The organism is Desulfovibrio sp. (genome assembly GCF_009712225.1).
Taxonomy (GTDB): Bacteria; Desulfobacterota; Desulfovibrionia; order Desulfovibrionales; family Desulfovibrionaceae; genus Desulfovibrio.
Map to the genome: position 1 here is coordinate 30,417 of NZ_WASP01000003.1, position 14,511 is coordinate 44,927.

Genomic DNA, 14,511 nt, shown 5'->3' on the forward strand with positions numbered 1-14,511 from the left:
GTTGATGTTAAATGCCTTACTGTGCGCAGCAGCTTGGGCAGACTTTTTATTGCCAATTCGCTCGTAACGGCGAACTTAGCGTTGTTCGCTCTTTTTCAAATTCTCCTATTTAACAGTAAGTCGAATTACTATCCGCTTGCTATTTCTCCATTTTGAAGTCCACTTTGACCTTGTATAGCCTGGTCATTGGAAGGTTCAGAACGGCAATGCCCATTTTATCTGCTATGCCGTCAACAATAGCGCAAAGCATTTCCCATGAAGGTGCTATGCAAGTAAACCAAACGTTATATTCGTGGCTGCGTAGATAGTTGTGGGTAACGCCAGGGTGGGCGTTAACTTCGGCCACAAATGCGGCCAGTTTTGCCTCCGGCACTTTTGCAGCACAGAGCGTACTCCTGAATCCGAGCTTGGCCGCGTCAAAATTTGCACCAATCCGACGAATGGTTTTCCGCCCCTTCATTTTTTGGACGCGGGCAAACGCCTCTTCCTCCGGCACACCCACAGCCCGCCCGATAACGGCATAGGGTCGAGACTCTAGCGGAAATGAACTCTGGATAATGTTGAGAATGCGGCGGTCAACAGAATCAAGCATATCATCCGGGCAGGGATCGATAGCTCCCCCGTCTAATTCGTGTTTTGGCGAGATTGCGTCATTGCCTGCCATCAGAGATGTTTCCTCTGTGCTATAACAGTTTGTCCGGCAAACACACTCTCCCCTATTGAAACAATTGGGGAGTAATTTTCTGGCAGATACAGGTCTACTCTGGAGCCAAATTTAATCATGCCGATGCGTTCACCGCGTTTTAGTTCATCCGCTTCATCGACACGACACACGATGCGCTGTGCCACCAATCCCGCAATTTGTACCATGACAAAATTTCCATCCGAGCTTTCAATGGAATAGGCGCACCGTTCGTTGTACTTGGACGCTTTATCCAGTGAGGCGTTAAAAAACTTCCCAGGATAATAGGTAATAGCGGATATTTTGGCCGTTACTGGCATCCTGTTCACATGCACATTGAACAGATTCATAAAGACACTGATGCACACACGAGGTTGCCCCGTAAACGGCTCTGGCACTTCCTGAATCTTAACAACTTTCCCATCCGCAGGGCTGACGGCAATCCCCTCTTCAGTTGGAACGACTCTTTCAGGATCACGAAAAAAATGGCTGGAAAACCATGTGGCTACAAGCAGAACAAGTGCCAACGGCCAGCAGTCAATAAGCGAAAATATCAGGGCGGAAAAAGAGCACAAAAGAATGAATGGTAAGCCTTCAACCGCAAGGCCAATAGATGCTTTTCTCATGGGGATCTCATTCGCATTTGAAGTGTTGAAGCTAACGCCACAGCCAGTCCTAGCTTTTAAAATTTTAATGCTTATAGTCACTATAAGGTCAAGGTAATCCAACAAATATCTCTTATGGTGGGGAAATAATGAAAATTGGTGAGTTGGCAAAACTATCTGGGATTCAGACTGTCACGATACGGTTTTATGAAAAGGAAGGTTTGCTAGATGCTCCTGTCCGCTCCGATTCAAATTACAGGATTTATGGAAACGACGATTTTGAACGGCTGCGATTCATAAAACATTGCCGTCAACACGGCATAGGATTGTCCGACATTCGTCAACTTTTGGCTTACAAGGATAACCCACAAGCAAGATGTGAATTTGCCAATGCTCTGGTAAAAAAACATATTGTCAATGTGCGCATGCAAATAGAATCACTTGTCCACCTGGAGTGGCAGTTGGAACAATTGCTGGAATGCGCCAGAAAAAAACCCGGCCGAGGGATAATCGACAGTCTGAACAAGGGGGATAGTTGTCCCGACTGTGCACGCCATCGTCAGCAAAAAGCACGGGGTTAAAATAAAAAAAGAGGTCATGTAGCGTCCCGAAAATTTTCTGGCTCTTTTGACCCTCCCCCCGAGAAGTATGCCATTGAAAAGTTAGTGTTCCTGACATAGGAGCACAAGAATGAAACGTAGCAGATTCACCGAAGAACAGATTATTGGAATCTTGCGGCAAGCCGAGGCTGGAGTTCGCGTTGTCGATCTATGCCGTCAGCATGGCATATCGGATGCGACCTTTTACAAATGGCGCAGCAAGTTCGGTGGAATGAATATCTCTGACGCAAAGCGATTACGGCAATTAGAGGAAGAAAACGCACGACTGAAAAGACTTGTAGGCGAGCAGGCGCTTGATATTGTCGTCCTAAAGGACGTGATCTCAAAAAACTTTTGAAGCCCGCGGCCAACAGGGAAGCCGTGCATCACATTCAGGCTGCGCATGGCTACTCAGAGCGGCGGGCTTGCCGAGTGATTCAGTTTAACCGCGGTTCAGCCAGGCGATCACCATCTGAAGACCGTGATCTTCTTTTACGGACTCGGATGCTGGGGCTGGCAAATGACAGGCGGCGTTTCGGTTCTCCGCGCCTGCATGAGATATTGCGCCGGGAAGGGCTGGTGCAGAACCACAAGCGGACAGAAAGGATTTACCAGGAAGAAAACCTTTCGTTGCGTACCCGCAAACGCGTGAAGCGTCCAAGCCATGCCCGTATTGTCCAGGCTGGCCCTGCTGGCCCGGATAATGGGCACATTGAAAGCTTTAACGGAAAATTCCGGGATGAGTGTTTAAATCAGAACGTGTTTCTGTCCCTGCACGATGCCCGCAGAACAGTTGAAGCCTGGCGGCAGGATTACAACCAGCAGCGACCGCACAGCTCATTGGGCTGGCTGACGCCGGAAGAGTTCCGTGAAAAGAATATAACCTGCAACCCAGTGGGAACCACTAACTTACAAGTGGTATGCGCAGTGGGGTAAGGTCAATCCGACGCCAGTGAAGAACCAGAGCACAGTTTTTACAGGACCACTAACTTTTCAATGGCATACTTTTCTGAGGGAGGGTCAACAGCGGATACTAGGGGGGGGAGTTGGGGTTCACTTGATTTTTTCAAGAAAAAACATCGTTAATTTAGAATTAGATCCTGTATCCACAAAAACCACAATGATAAGGTCACTCTTAATCAGAAACATTTCCTCACCAATGAGTGCGGGAAACAACTTTTAAGGAGTGACTTATGAATATTAAGCAAATTCGAAGTGCTATGGTTCGCATTGATTACGCAGGAAAAACTTTTTTGACTGACCCCTGGTTGGGGGAAAAAGGCAGCATGGGGCCCTTTACTGACCCATCATTTCGCTATTGCAATCCAGAGCAAGCCAAGATTGCCATGCCCATGTGCGACTTGCCAATGTCCGTTGAAGAAATCTTGAGAGGCGTCGATGCCTACATCGTAACCCATGTTCACCCGGACCATATTGACATGGCCGCCGATGGCACAGTTGGTGCTCCTATGGATAAAAATATTCCGGTTTTTGTTCAGAGTGAAGATGATGGCGAGATTCTGAAGCGGTCAGGTTTCACATCAGTAAGCGTACTGTCAGAAAATTCCTTTTTCCATGACATTAAACTTATTAAGACCCCTGGCCTGCACGGAACAAAAATTCCTTGCGGGCCATCCTGCGGTGTAATCTTTGAGCACCAGAATGAAAAAAAACTATACGTGGCTGGTGACACTATCTGGTATTCGGGAGTGGCCGATACTCTAACGAAATTCAATCCCGATGTTATCATCCTTAATGCCTGCGCAGCAGAATTTATTGACCAAGGGCGGCTAATTATGGACGATAATGATGTCAATGAAGTTTATATCGCTTGCCCTGAGTCCAATATCATTATCAGCCATATGGATAATGTGGCGCATGCTTCGATCACCAGGGAAAGCATGCGTGAACGTCTGACAGAGCGCGGCATATGGAACAAAGTCTTCATGCCTAATGACGGAGAAGACTACAGCTTCTGATTTCGACACATCTGAACGGAGAAAACTCCCCGACAGCCCCCCATCCTCTGGCAGTATTTTTATGACAGCTCGGATGGGGGGATAACTTTTTAAAGGAACAGGACTTCAATGTATTTAGTCTTCAAAATCTTGCATGTTCTTTAAAACAAGATTTACCTCACAACGACCAACTTCTTCAATATCCTTGAGAAAACCATGTAGATCTTCAATCTCAAGGAATGCCATATCAAAAACATAACATTGTTCTCCCGTAACTTGGTAGCAATGTATCATGCGGTACCTGTCATTCTTTAATTTTTTTTCATAATTGCTAAGGTTTGACTTTTCCATCTGCAAACGTATGAGTGCATGAATTTTGAAACCAAAAACTGGACAATCTATGTTTATAGTATATTTTTGAAGCACACCAATATCTTCAAGCTTCTCGACCCTATTTTTTGCAGCTTGGCCAGAAAGATGTACCATATCACCTAGTTCTTTCATGGTGATACGCCCATTCTTTCTTAAACAATATATGATACGTTCATCTATTTCATCTATTTTATTTTTCATTCTACCTCCAAACAAAAAATACCACAACGTATACAACTATCATATCAGCATGATTAATTGTATGTTGACCATAATAACATTTTAAACATTATTCTAAGATGTACTTCTGGAGTTTAATTTTTAAATTTACAACACCAACTCCCCAGAAATCCCCCCTGTGCCCACCCATAGAAATATCTACGGCTCAAAGTCGAATTCAGCCCCCCTTCCCGTAGATAGCAGACGGAACGAGATTGAACGAGTGTGGCCAGCAACGGATAAGAATGGCATATCGTTAACATGAAGTGATTACCCTTGCCTCCCCATACTCCTCACGAATTTTCCCAAGAACAAACTCTAATTTATTTCCGTCTTTAAGCAAAGCAAATGGAAGCATTTTAATATCAGGGAAGCATTTAAGCAACACCAACAAATGATGTCGCCCATCCATTAACTCTATAGAGCGATTCAATGCACGTGGTTTATAATTTATTGTTGGACAATAAAATACAATATCTGAATTTTTTGTTTTATCACACACCTTCTGCAATTTTATTGGATTATAATATTGCATGCCTCGACAAAAAAGTAGCTCAAATATTTTTTTCTGTTTTTATTTCTATCAGCCAAATTCCACCATCACGTGGCACCATGTGAATATCTGAAAACACAATCTCACTTTGCAATTTAATAGGAAGATCTGACAACTCACGGCACATAATTTCTGAATTTGATGAACGCATTCTCACCCATGTCACTTATGATGCGTTGACGATAGAAAGCACAGTGAATCATATCATAATCACTGCATTTTAACTATCTAAAATTTAAAGACTATCATGCTTTTTAATAATAAAAATGGTGTCTTGCCTGGCTAAGCCAACCATGATTGGCTTAGCCAAGTATATCAAAAAAACAAGTATGCGACTCGTTCGAAAATCTTAGAGGCCAAACTCATTTAAATCGTGAGATTTTTTGCCGTTGACTTGGATGCCTTGCAGATTGCGCAAATCGCAGGTGTGAACCGAGATACTGTGAATAGGTATTTGGCGGCATTTCGCCAGGGCATGGCCCATTCCTGCGAGGCCGAATCTTCTGTAAAGGGCGAAGTTGGGGTTGACGAAAGCTACTTCCGCGCTCGCCGAGTTATCCAAGGATTGGAATCAGCTGACAAGCAGGGGTAACCGTCGCTTGCCTTGTAGCTTGCGAATGCGTCAGAATACATATGTCCTGTTTTTTGTTGTGACATGTCTTTCTCCGTAGAAGAATCGATTTCATAGGGTTATTGCAGAAAAGAACAAACAATAGTTTTCCCCAGCAGGTTTTTCTGTTATTTGCGCATTGCCCGCAGCCCGTTGGCGACAACCACCAGGGCCGCACCTACATCCGCGAAGACAGCCATCCACATGGTCGCAAGCCCCATGAAGGTCAGAGCGAAGAACAACGCCTTCACACCAAGGGCAAAGACAATGTTCTGCACAAGAATGGCGTATGTGGATTTAGACAGGCCGATGAAGCGCGGTATCTTGCGCAGGTCATCGTCCATCAGGGCAACATCGGCGGTTTCTATGGCCGTGTCCGTGCCGCCGCCCGCCATGGCGAAGCCAATATTGGCCTTGGCCAGAGCCGGGGCGTCATTGATCCCGTCACCCACCATACCGACCTTGCCACCAGCCATTTCAAGCTCTTCAATGACACGGAGCTTGTCTTCGGGCAATAGATTACCCTTAAAGGAATCCACCCCCACTTGCTCGGCAATAGCCAGTGCCGTGTGCTCGTTGTCGCCGGTCAGCATCATGGTCTTGACGCCGAGCTTCTTGAGTTCGCGGATAGCTTCAATACTGGAGTCTTTCAATGTATCGGCCACGGCGAACAGGCCCTGCACGCCTTTTTCTCCGACAAGAGCGACGACGGTTTTCCCCATTTTTTCCAGTGTGAAAATACGTTTTTCCAGCGTGGTTGAGCATTTCTTCAACTCTTCCACCATGCGATGATTGCCGAGATACCACTTCTGCCCTCCGATTACGCCGCAGACGCCCTGGCCCGGAATTGCTGCAAAATCGTCCACACCCAACAGCTCAATCTTGTTCTCAACGGCTTTTTCCGCGATGGCTCTGGATACAGGGTGGTCGGAACGGGCGGCAATACTGGCGGCAAGAGCAGTTGTTCTGTAGTCGCCCATGTTGCCGATTTCCACGAAATCCGTCTGGCACGGTTTGCCGTGGGTGATGGTGCCGGTTTTATCCAGCGCCAGCCATGTGAGAAGTCGCCCCTGTTCCAGAAAAGTGCCGCCCTTGATCAGAATGCCGTAGCGTGTGGCCGCGGCCATGCCGGAAACGATGCTGACCGGCGTGGAAATAACCAGAGCGCAGGGGCAACCGATGACGAGGATAACCAGCGCAGTGTAAATAGAGGGGTAAACCTCGGCCCCCATGAACAGTGGGGGGATAACAGCCGCGAGGATGGCGGTCAGGAACACTGCGGGGGTGTAATACTTTGCGAACTGGTCAACAAAGCGTTGCATTGGCGCACGCGCTCCCTGCGCTTCTTCAACGGCGTGAATAATTCGGGAGAGTGTGGAATTCGTGGCCGCTGCCGTTACTTCAAATTCGAACGAGCCTGATTCGTTAATGGTGCCCGCATAAACGGTATCACCGATAGTTTTTTCAACCGGCATACTTTCACCGGTAATGGGTGCCTGATTGATGGCGGATTGGCCCTGCACGATGGTTCCATCAAGGCCGACCTTTTCGCCGGGCTTTACACGCACACGTCTGCCAACGGCCACCTGACGAATATCCATTTCCACCCATGCGCCGTCAGGCCGTAAAACAGTGGCCTTTTCCGGCGCGAGAGCCAGCAAGTCCTTGATGGCGTTTCTGGCCCTGTCCAGTGCCTTGGCTTCAATTGCCTCCGACAAGTTGAACAGTACCATGACCATTGCGGCTTCGGGGTATTGCCCAATGATGACCGCGCCGGTTACGGCCACGGACATGAGAGCATTAATGTTCAGGTTGAAATTGGAGATAGCTAGCCAACCCTTTCTGTATGTGGAAAGACCTGCGAAAGCGATGGCAAGCACGGCAAAGAGCAAAGGTAACCATTCCAATACGTCAAAGCCGTTTATCTGCCATGTTCTGATATCAACCCCAAATGGCTTTGTCCCCCATTCGCTTATCAGCTCAAAGGCTTCAGAAAGCCCGGCTGCAACACCGGCGATTGCCAGCTTGCCCCAGGGAATCTTTGGTTCGGGAATAACGTTGCTTTCTCCCGCTTCCATATCCATGAGCTTGGCATCCATGTTCAGAGATATAAGAGCTTCGGAAATGGAAGGGAGAGCCGACGGCTCGTGCCGCACCTTCAACGTGCACTGCATCAGGTTGAATTCAAGTCCCAACACGCCGGGCATTCCGTTCAACTTGGCCCTGATCAGATTTTCCTCAACCGGGCAATCCATGCCGTTGACCGAGAACATGGCTACCGTACCTTGGTTCGCGCTAATTACTTCGGGCGTCATGTCGATAGCTTTCAAGGCCGCGATAATGGGTTCCGTGGACGGCAATTCATGGTCAACGGTCAGAACACGCTGCATCAGGTTGAAATCAAGGTTGGTGATGCCCGGAACTCCTCCCAGCTTTTTGCGAATAAGAGCTTCTTCCATGGGGCAGTCCATATTCATGATGCGGTAGATGGCACGGGTATCGGAAGCCTCACCAATGGCGGCGAGATCAACTGGCGCTGCTTCAGCGTGGTCATGACCGCAGCAACCGCCGTCCCCATGAACGTGGTCTTGACTGTGAGCATGGGCCGGTTCATGCGTATGGTCATGTTCCGTATGATCCTGGTTGCACGGTTCGCTGCGGGTGTGTTCGTAAACTTCTTGAGTATGGTTGTGGGAACAACCGCATGAATCGTTTTTTTGTGAGGCAAGAAGGGAAGCGGCCTTCTCACAAAGAAACCCTGTCGGATGCAGGGAACCGCAAGGGCACGCTACTGTTGCACTACTCATGGATTTCTCCTGGCATATAAATGAAATTGATGGGCGTTATTGCCTTCTCATCCACCTTTTTGCTAAAACTAGTGTCTATAGAGGTTATAGGGCCAAGCTGGTTTTCAAAATATTTTCCCGTGAGCCATCACCCTTGAATGCAAGACTAATGTCTATAGCAAATATAGTGTCAAGGCTTTTTGTAAAAACTCTCATTGAAAATATTTTCTTAAAATTTCAGCATGTTGAATGAACTCAGCAAAATAAGCGATACTTAGCCTGCATCCCAGAAACTCTATAGTTAATATAGAGATTAGTTTTAGCTCGAAGAACGAATGAGTGATTTTTTTGGGGGGTACACTTTCGTGGCGTTCTCGCCGTTAGGGCCAAAATTTGACACCAACAACACCTATATTTACTATAGGGTTTATTGGACAGTTATGGAGGCACTATGAAAGTGAAAATCGGTGAGCTCGCCAAAATGGTCAGCTGCAAGGTCGTCACGATACGATTTTATGAAAAGGAAGGGCTTTTGAAAGAGCCGGATCGCACCGGAGCCAATTATAGGCTTTATGGCGACAAGGAGATTGAGCGGTTACGCTTCATCAGGCATTGTCGCCGTCATGGCATGACACTCTCGGAAATCCGTGAGCTTTTGGCGTTCAAAGATAACCCGAAAGCAAATTGCGACTGGGTGGGTACTCTTGTCCAAAAACACATCGTCAACGTGGAAGAACAGATAGAATCACTGACTGAATTGAAAACCCAGTTAGAGCATTTGCAGCACAAATGTTCTGGAGGAAAACACGGGGGATGTGGCATTATAGAAAGCCTGAGCGACAGCAACGGCTGCCCTTTTTGCGAAGATTTTCGTTGCCGCAGTGAGCAGCGCGAAAAACAAAAGAAGTTACAAGAACTAGCACTCAAAAATAGCACTTCTTGTGCCAGGTAAAATGCGCGGCCCGACATTTTGATTTGTTTTCCTTGCAGGTGCTAGCCCCCAAGTTTTTGTAACAAATCAAAAAATTTTGCTGACATGTTTATATCTTTATGCGTTACGTCCCTCCTTCACTGAACGGGGGCTCCCAACAAAAATCGTGCCTACCTCCGTAGGCACGGTTAGGAGCTATTTACGTTCTTTTAGAATTAATTATGGCCAAAAATGTCAAGATAGATTCTTTCACAGCCATTGCAGCGAATGGTAGAGCTTTTACTTCATCATTATTATTGAGAAGTTCCAATTCGCATGTGTGTAGAACTCTACTAATGACTTCACGGCAAATTTTTTCCAGATCTTCAAATTCAAGATTGCTTTTGTCCATGAAAAACTCCTTTTGGAGTTTCTGCATACCGCAACAATGCTGATACTCACAAAAAACCGCCAGTATTACTACAAGCGGTCATTAAGGCCACAAGCGAGAAACAGCCCGTCCGTTTCTCCCATGGCTGCCGCACAGAGGCACCAAACGCATTTACGATGCGGGATGCTTATGAGATGCCTTGCCGTGCGCAGCAGCTTGGGCGATAGATAAGATGCCTTATCAGGCTATATTCATTAAATTTTCATCGTAGAGAAAATTTATAAGGAATCAGAACAATTGTATTAACCGGTTGACCTCTGACCTTTCCTGGAAGGAACCGTGTTCGCCGGGCCGCAGCCAGTGCCGCTTCATCAAAGACGCCTGTGGGGCTAGAAGAGTAAATGGTACATTGTTGTGGCTTGCCGGAAACATCCACGACAAGTTGAACCACCACCTGTCCCTGCATGTTCATCCGTCGGGCCTTGTTCGGGTATTCGGGCATCACTCTGCGAGAAATGGACGGACGTTGATCCACGACGTCTTCAGCGTATACGCTCAGGTCACCCATGGTACGCGCTGTTCCCTGCGCCGTACCGCCGCCAGTTTCTGTCGAATTTTGTGACATCGTGGCTGTTTGTGACTTCTGGGCGGAAGCTTGTTCTGTTCGGTTCTCTGTGTCCTGCGTCTGCTTTATGGTACGATTTTGGGGCTTAGGCTTGGGGCGCGAGGGAGTCACTGGTTTCGCAGGAACTACCGGTGCCGGTTTGGGCGGAGTCGGGGCGACTTCCGGCTCCACTGGCCTAATCGGCATTTTAGGTTGAGGTTCCGCAGATGCTGAAGTTGTCTTTTTTTCCTGTCCCGGAGCAATAGAGGTTTGAGCCGGAGCAAACTCAGCGAGTGAAACGCGATAGGCTTTCTCTTCCGGCAAGATTTCGGTGCTTGCGAAAAAGAATCCGGCTATGGCTATGAAGCCATGTAGAAGTAGGGAAAATACTAAGGTCGCGGCACGTTGGAAAAAGCTCATAGAAGTCATTGCAAAGTCATGCCCGTTACAGGTTTATGTCGGGCTGCACCTTCTCGGCATCTCCGGATGCCAGCCCACCCCCAGATTCCGCCACCATGCCCAAGTTAGTTATGCCGACTGCCCGGATGCAGCCCATGACTTCCATCACCACACCGTACGGAACTGCCTTGTCAGCACGCAGGAAAAGCTGTTTGTTCAGAGCAAGTACGGTACGCCTCAGCAGAGAATCCAAGTCGGCCGTGGTCGTGGGATATTCATCCAAGAACAGCGCTCCGTCGCTTTTGATACTCAAAATCATGTGATCATCTTCCGTGGGCAGTACCTCCGCAGCTTGTACTTGCGGCAGATCCACATCTAGACCTTCAGTCATCATGGGAGCCGTAACCATAAAAATGATTAGCAGTACCAGCATCACATCCACAAAAGGAGTCACGTTGATATCGGCCACAAAATCGTCATCAGATGAAGACATGGCTACTTTTCCCCCGCAAATGAGATGCCGTCTTGATAAGCGTTAACCTCATGCTGCATGCGGTTCAAAAGCTGTCCCGCGTAGTTGATACACACGCCTTCAATGTTTGTAAGGCGCGCACGGAAGATGTTGTAACCACACACCGCAGGGATAGCGACGAACAACCCCACCGCCGTAGCAATGAGCGCTTCGGCAATGCCGGGAGCGACTGTTGCCAAGGAAACGCTTTTCAGGGAGGCAATTGCATGGAAGGAGTGCATGATGCCCCACACCGTACCGAAAAGGCCGATGAAGGGAGCAGTGTTGGCCGCAGTAGCTAAAAGCGCCAACGAAGATTTGAGGTGTGCCATTTCTTCGGCAATACCGAAGTGTAGGGCGCGGCGGACGTTGTCGTTGAGCAGGCGCTCAGCATCGCCAGTGCGGGTGATGCGGTTGAATTCTCGCACAGCTCGGCAAGTGATGCCATACAGGGGGGAGCGTTTATCGCTCTCCAACAAAGGCAAGGCAAAAGCCAATGCACCTGCATCGTCAAAGGCGCAGAGTCCCTGTCTGGTACGCCGTCGTGCAGCACGCAGGGTCAACCACTTGGCGGCCATATATGCCCAGCTCGCTACAGACATAAACAAAAGCAATACTAATACGCACTTAGAAATAATACTGGCCTGCAACACGGCCTGAAGCATGGAATCCATCCGCTGTTCCTCACCCAATTGTATTTTGAAGTCCCGCGAGCATCTCTAACACTGCGCTGCGTTTTCTGATGATACGGCTCAATAATTACGATTTTAAAATTCGTGTAAGGGGCCTTCCGCGCGCTGAGCGTAGTCAGCTATGACGGTCAAAAGCCATCCGGCAGGGCGCGAAGCCCTATGCCGGATGTAGCTCACAACCAAGTTAGCTTGCCTGTCCAGATACGCTCGCCTGCCGTGCAATGGAGTCTATGGTTGCGGCAAGGCGCTTGCTGACCCCGTCAAAATCCATGCTGTCAATGTAATATTTTTCAAGAACGCCATGTTCTGCTTTGATCTGCGCCAGGGTTTGCATTGCAAGGGAAAGAGTCTGTTCATATCGGGCCATATTTTCCGAAATTTCGTCCTGAAGCCCGGTTGGACGTTTGGAATTCTTTCCCTGAAGCGTAAAGGATTCTTTGATAACCTGCGTCGGCAACTCGTCAGGTTGCGTTGTCATCAGAAGGTTCAGTGCGGGAATGTGCACGTGATCCAGCAGATGAGGGTCAATGGGTCTGTGGTAATATTCCACATCAAAACCACGGAGTTTCGCTTTTTCGGCCACGTCCGCCAGAATTTTTGTCCGGCCCATGCCCGCTTCTCCCTTCACAGCCAAAGCCGTAGTTTCTGGGCGCAGCAGGCTGGCGATGTTGTGAATGGCTCCTTCCGGTGTATTGGAAGAAATGTAGGCATGGCGTTCCGCACCGTACATTTCCGAGTTGGAGCGAAGAAGAGCGTCTGCAATGATACGCTCTGCTACAGCGGACAGCTCTCTAGGATCTTGGTGGGCAATATGAATATCTTCCACATTGGCAAGGAACTGTCTGGCTGCGTTCAAGACCCGGAAAGCTTTACGGAAAAGCCTCTCCGCTTCCTGGTTGATTTCTATAATTTCTTTGGAGTGCTGACGGATTCTTTCGGTGTCCCAATGGTCGCCAAGGTTGAGAATTTCATCCACTGCACCGGGATTTCTGGGATCAAAGACATGGTGACCGGTGGCAGCAGTGACTACGGCTTTCAATGCCGGAACGACAACGGCGTCATACGACTGAGGGTCAAGGGAGCAATGCTGATACTCCAGATCATAACCCTGTTGAGCAAAAGTCTCTCCAATGGCACTGATGAACGTAGATTTTCCCGTCCCTGGTCCACCTTTGACAATAATAATACGTGCTCCTTCAAGCCTGGGTAAAAAGTTAAAAAAGGTGTGAAAACCACTGCCTGCATTGCAGCCGAAAAAGCAGCGTGTTGTGTGTTGACTCGTCATGCTCAAAACTCCTATTCTATTAAGGTCTGTTTACAAATATTCCGTAACAGTCCGCCTCACGAACGCGATTAGCAATCTCACTCATCTGTGTTGTGTAAAGACCTTTTACTTTCATTCTGTCGAAATACTCTCCTCCAGAAAATGTATAGCGTTTTACGAGGCCCAACTCAGAAGAAAGGCCTTCCTGTTCGGCATGAATAATGTCCCCACAAGCAAGAATTTGCGGTAGCGTGATTGCGTGTTTTCCCCGCAACGTCCGCACTGCGTTATGTCCGGCAAGAGAGCCTGTCGCTATAGCTTCGGTGTGCCCCACAAAAAATCCAGATTTTTCACCGGCGCAGAAAAGATTATGAAAGCCGTCCACTTTTAGAGAGTTATTCCGAGGGGCTCTAGACAAAAAGCGTACCGAATTTGCATATCCGCTCCCCGTGGCGATCATGGCGTTTTCAAATCCGGCAATGTGTCGCATATCTTCCAGAGACAAAAACGGCGTCATAATTTTAGCCGTGTCTCCGGTATCCAAGAGGATCACGTTAGCTGCATATTCTTGCAGAGCGTATTGCTGGCAGGATTTGCTCCGCAGCTTCTCCCGGTTGATCAAGGTGTTGGGCAACGGAGCAATGACAAGCCCTCGCGTATTCAATGCCTTTTGGATGTCCGCAGACAGAGAGTTCTTACGGAGTTCAAAAGAACCGGAAAGAGAGCCTACTTCGCCGTCGCGTCTCATACCCACGTAATCAGTCAACCCAGCGCAAGCCGTCAGGCTAATCCTAGGTCCAAACATTGGACAACGCAGAACGCACATAGCGCAACCGTTTCCGTATCGTGTGCAATTGCTCAACGAACCCGCCGAGCCTGTAGCGTCTACAAATACGTCACCTTCGAGCCTTGACTCTGCCAGATCATGCAACGCCACGCCGCAAATGGTTGAGCCGCTCGTCAGAAATTCAACAACACGCGAGCGGAATCGTATCTCAATGCCACACGTTTCCAGAAAATTCCGCACCGCCGGTTCGATTTTAGTAGTAGAATAGAGCCAAGCATGCGCATGCCCCGGGAAATTAACATTTTTATGCGTCGCGACACTGTCGGTGATGCTGAAAAGTCCTCCCGCACCCATGGCTGTCAATTCTTCCGCCGCCGTCTGCCGACCATTATTTCGCATGATTCCACCTGCCAAACCGCAGCCAAGAAGCATGTCCGTACGCTCCAGAATGACGACCCTGTCGGCTCCAGCTTGCTTTGCAGCAAGCGCCGCCGCAGAACCTGCCCACCCGCCTCCGATAATAATCACCGTACTTTTCATGTTCTGCCCGTCCTTACCGAGTATCACAC

Annotated in this window: 16 protein-coding genes and 2 pseudogenes; 6 read left to right on the plus strand and 12 right to left on the minus strand. The window is 48.4% G+C overall.

Annotation, left to right across the window (positions count from 1 at the left end; translation table 11 throughout):
* Positions 1-139: 139 nt before the first annotated feature.
* Complete coding sequence (locus F8N36_RS01155; RefSeq protein WP_291331383.1) at positions 140-592, minus strand: AsnC family transcriptional regulator; 453 nt, start codon at positions 590-592, stop codon at positions 140-142.
* A gap of 71 nt (positions 593-663) precedes the next feature.
* Positions 664-1,308 carry a phosphatidylserine decarboxylase family protein gene (locus F8N36_RS01160; protein ID WP_291330918.1) on the minus strand — a complete coding sequence of 215 codons (645 nt, stop codon included), beginning with the start codon at positions 1,306-1,308 and terminating at the stop codon, positions 664-666.
* Positions 1,309-1,436: 128 nt separating this feature from the next.
* Between F8N36_RS01160 and F8N36_RS01165 the strand changes: the two genes are divergently transcribed.
* From F8N36_RS01165 to F8N36_RS01175, 3 genes and pseudogenes are all read left to right on the plus strand, one after another.
* On the plus strand, positions 1,437-1,868 hold the full coding sequence (locus F8N36_RS01165; RefSeq protein WP_291330919.1) for a MerR family transcriptional regulator: 432 nt from the start codon (positions 1,437-1,439) through the stop codon (positions 1,866-1,868).
* A gap of 109 nt (positions 1,869-1,977) precedes the next feature.
* A pseudogene (locus F8N36_RS01170) lies at positions 1,978-2,822 on the plus strand (transposase).
* 257 nt (positions 2,823-3,079) lie between these two features.
* The gene (locus F8N36_RS01175; protein ID WP_291330920.1) at positions 3,080-3,865 is read left to right on the plus strand and encodes an MBL fold metallo-hydrolase; all 786 of its coding nucleotides are present in this window, start codon (positions 3,080-3,082) and stop codon (positions 3,863-3,865) included.
* 114 nt (positions 3,866-3,979) lie between these two features.
* On the opposite strand, the gene F8N36_RS01180 is transcribed toward F8N36_RS01175, so the two are convergent.
* From F8N36_RS01180 to F8N36_RS01190, 3 genes are all read right to left on the minus strand, one after another.
* Positions 3,980-4,417: an Lrp/AsnC family transcriptional regulator gene (locus F8N36_RS01180; protein WP_291330921.1), complete on the minus strand. Its 438-nt coding sequence runs from the start codon at positions 4,415-4,417 to the stop codon at positions 3,980-3,982.
* 274 nt (positions 4,418-4,691) lie between these two features.
* Positions 4,692-4,970: a hypothetical protein gene (locus F8N36_RS01185; RefSeq protein ID WP_291330922.1), complete on the minus strand. Its 279-nt coding sequence runs from the start codon at positions 4,968-4,970 to the stop codon at positions 4,692-4,694.
* A 19-nt stretch (positions 4,971-4,989) separates the two neighbouring features.
* The gene (locus F8N36_RS01190; protein WP_291330923.1) at positions 4,990-5,139 is read right to left on the minus strand and encodes a hypothetical protein; all 150 of its coding nucleotides are present in this window, start codon (positions 5,137-5,139) and stop codon (positions 4,990-4,992) included.
* Positions 5,140-5,358: 219 nt separating this feature from the next.
* Between F8N36_RS01190 and F8N36_RS01195 the strand changes: the two are divergent.
* Positions 5,359-5,544, plus strand: a pseudogene (locus tag F8N36_RS01195) (IS1595 family transposase); the annotation flags it as partial.
* Positions 5,545-5,726: 182 nt separating this feature from the next.
* Here the strand turns inward: F8N36_RS01195 and F8N36_RS01200 are convergent.
* Positions 5,727-8,075 carry a heavy metal translocating P-type ATPase gene (locus F8N36_RS01200; RefSeq protein ID WP_291330924.1) on the minus strand — a complete coding sequence of 783 codons (2,349 nt, stop codon included), beginning with the start codon at positions 8,073-8,075 and terminating at the stop codon, positions 5,727-5,729.
* Here F8N36_RS01200 and F8N36_RS01205 point away from each other — a divergent pair.
* Both F8N36_RS01205 and F8N36_RS01210 read left to right on the plus strand, forming a co-directional pair.
* A complete protein-coding gene (locus F8N36_RS01205; RefSeq protein WP_291331398.1) occupies positions 7,962-8,306 on the plus strand; it encodes a hypothetical protein in 345 nt (114 codons plus the stop codon). The genes F8N36_RS01200 and F8N36_RS01205 overlap by 114 nt on opposite strands.
* A gap of 529 nt (positions 8,307-8,835) precedes the next feature.
* On the plus strand, positions 8,836-9,336 hold the full coding sequence (locus tag F8N36_RS01210) for a Cd(II)/Pb(II)-responsive transcriptional regulator (protein WP_291330925.1): 501 nt from the start codon (positions 8,836-8,838) through the stop codon (positions 9,334-9,336).
* A 178-nt stretch (positions 9,337-9,514) separates the two neighbouring features.
* On the opposite strand, the gene F8N36_RS01215 is transcribed toward F8N36_RS01210, so the two are convergent.
* The 6 genes from F8N36_RS01215 to F8N36_RS01240 all read right to left on the minus strand — a co-directional run bounded on the left by F8N36_RS01215 (position 9,515) and on the right by F8N36_RS01240 (position 14,482).
* On the minus strand, positions 9,515-9,706 hold the full coding sequence (locus F8N36_RS01215) for a hypothetical protein (RefSeq protein WP_291330926.1): 192 nt from the start codon (positions 9,704-9,706) through the stop codon (positions 9,515-9,517).
* A 241-nt stretch (positions 9,707-9,947) separates the two neighbouring features.
* Positions 9,948-10,709: a TonB family protein gene (locus F8N36_RS01220; RefSeq protein WP_291330927.1), complete on the minus strand. Its 762-nt coding sequence runs from the start codon at positions 10,707-10,709 to the stop codon at positions 9,948-9,950.
* A gap of 25 nt (positions 10,710-10,734) precedes the next feature.
* The gene (locus F8N36_RS01225) at positions 10,735-11,181 is read right to left on the minus strand and encodes an ExbD/TolR family protein (RefSeq protein WP_291330928.1); all 447 of its coding nucleotides are present in this window, start codon (positions 11,179-11,181) and stop codon (positions 10,735-10,737) included.
* 2 nt (positions 11,182-11,183) lie between these two features.
* Positions 11,184-11,873: a MotA/TolQ/ExbB proton channel family protein gene (locus tag F8N36_RS01230; protein WP_291330929.1), complete on the minus strand. Its 690-nt coding sequence runs from the start codon at positions 11,871-11,873 to the stop codon at positions 11,184-11,186.
* Between the two features lie 202 nt (positions 11,874-12,075).
* A complete protein-coding gene (locus F8N36_RS01235) occupies positions 12,076-13,176 on the minus strand; it encodes a hypothetical protein (protein WP_291330930.1) in 1,101 nt (366 codons plus the stop codon).
* 19 nt (positions 13,177-13,195) lie between these two features.
* Positions 13,196-14,482 carry an FAD-dependent oxidoreductase gene (locus tag F8N36_RS01240; protein WP_291330931.1) on the minus strand — a complete coding sequence of 429 codons (1,287 nt, stop codon included), beginning with the start codon at positions 14,480-14,482 and terminating at the stop codon, positions 13,196-13,198.
* Between the last annotated feature and the right edge of the window lie 29 nt (positions 14,483-14,511).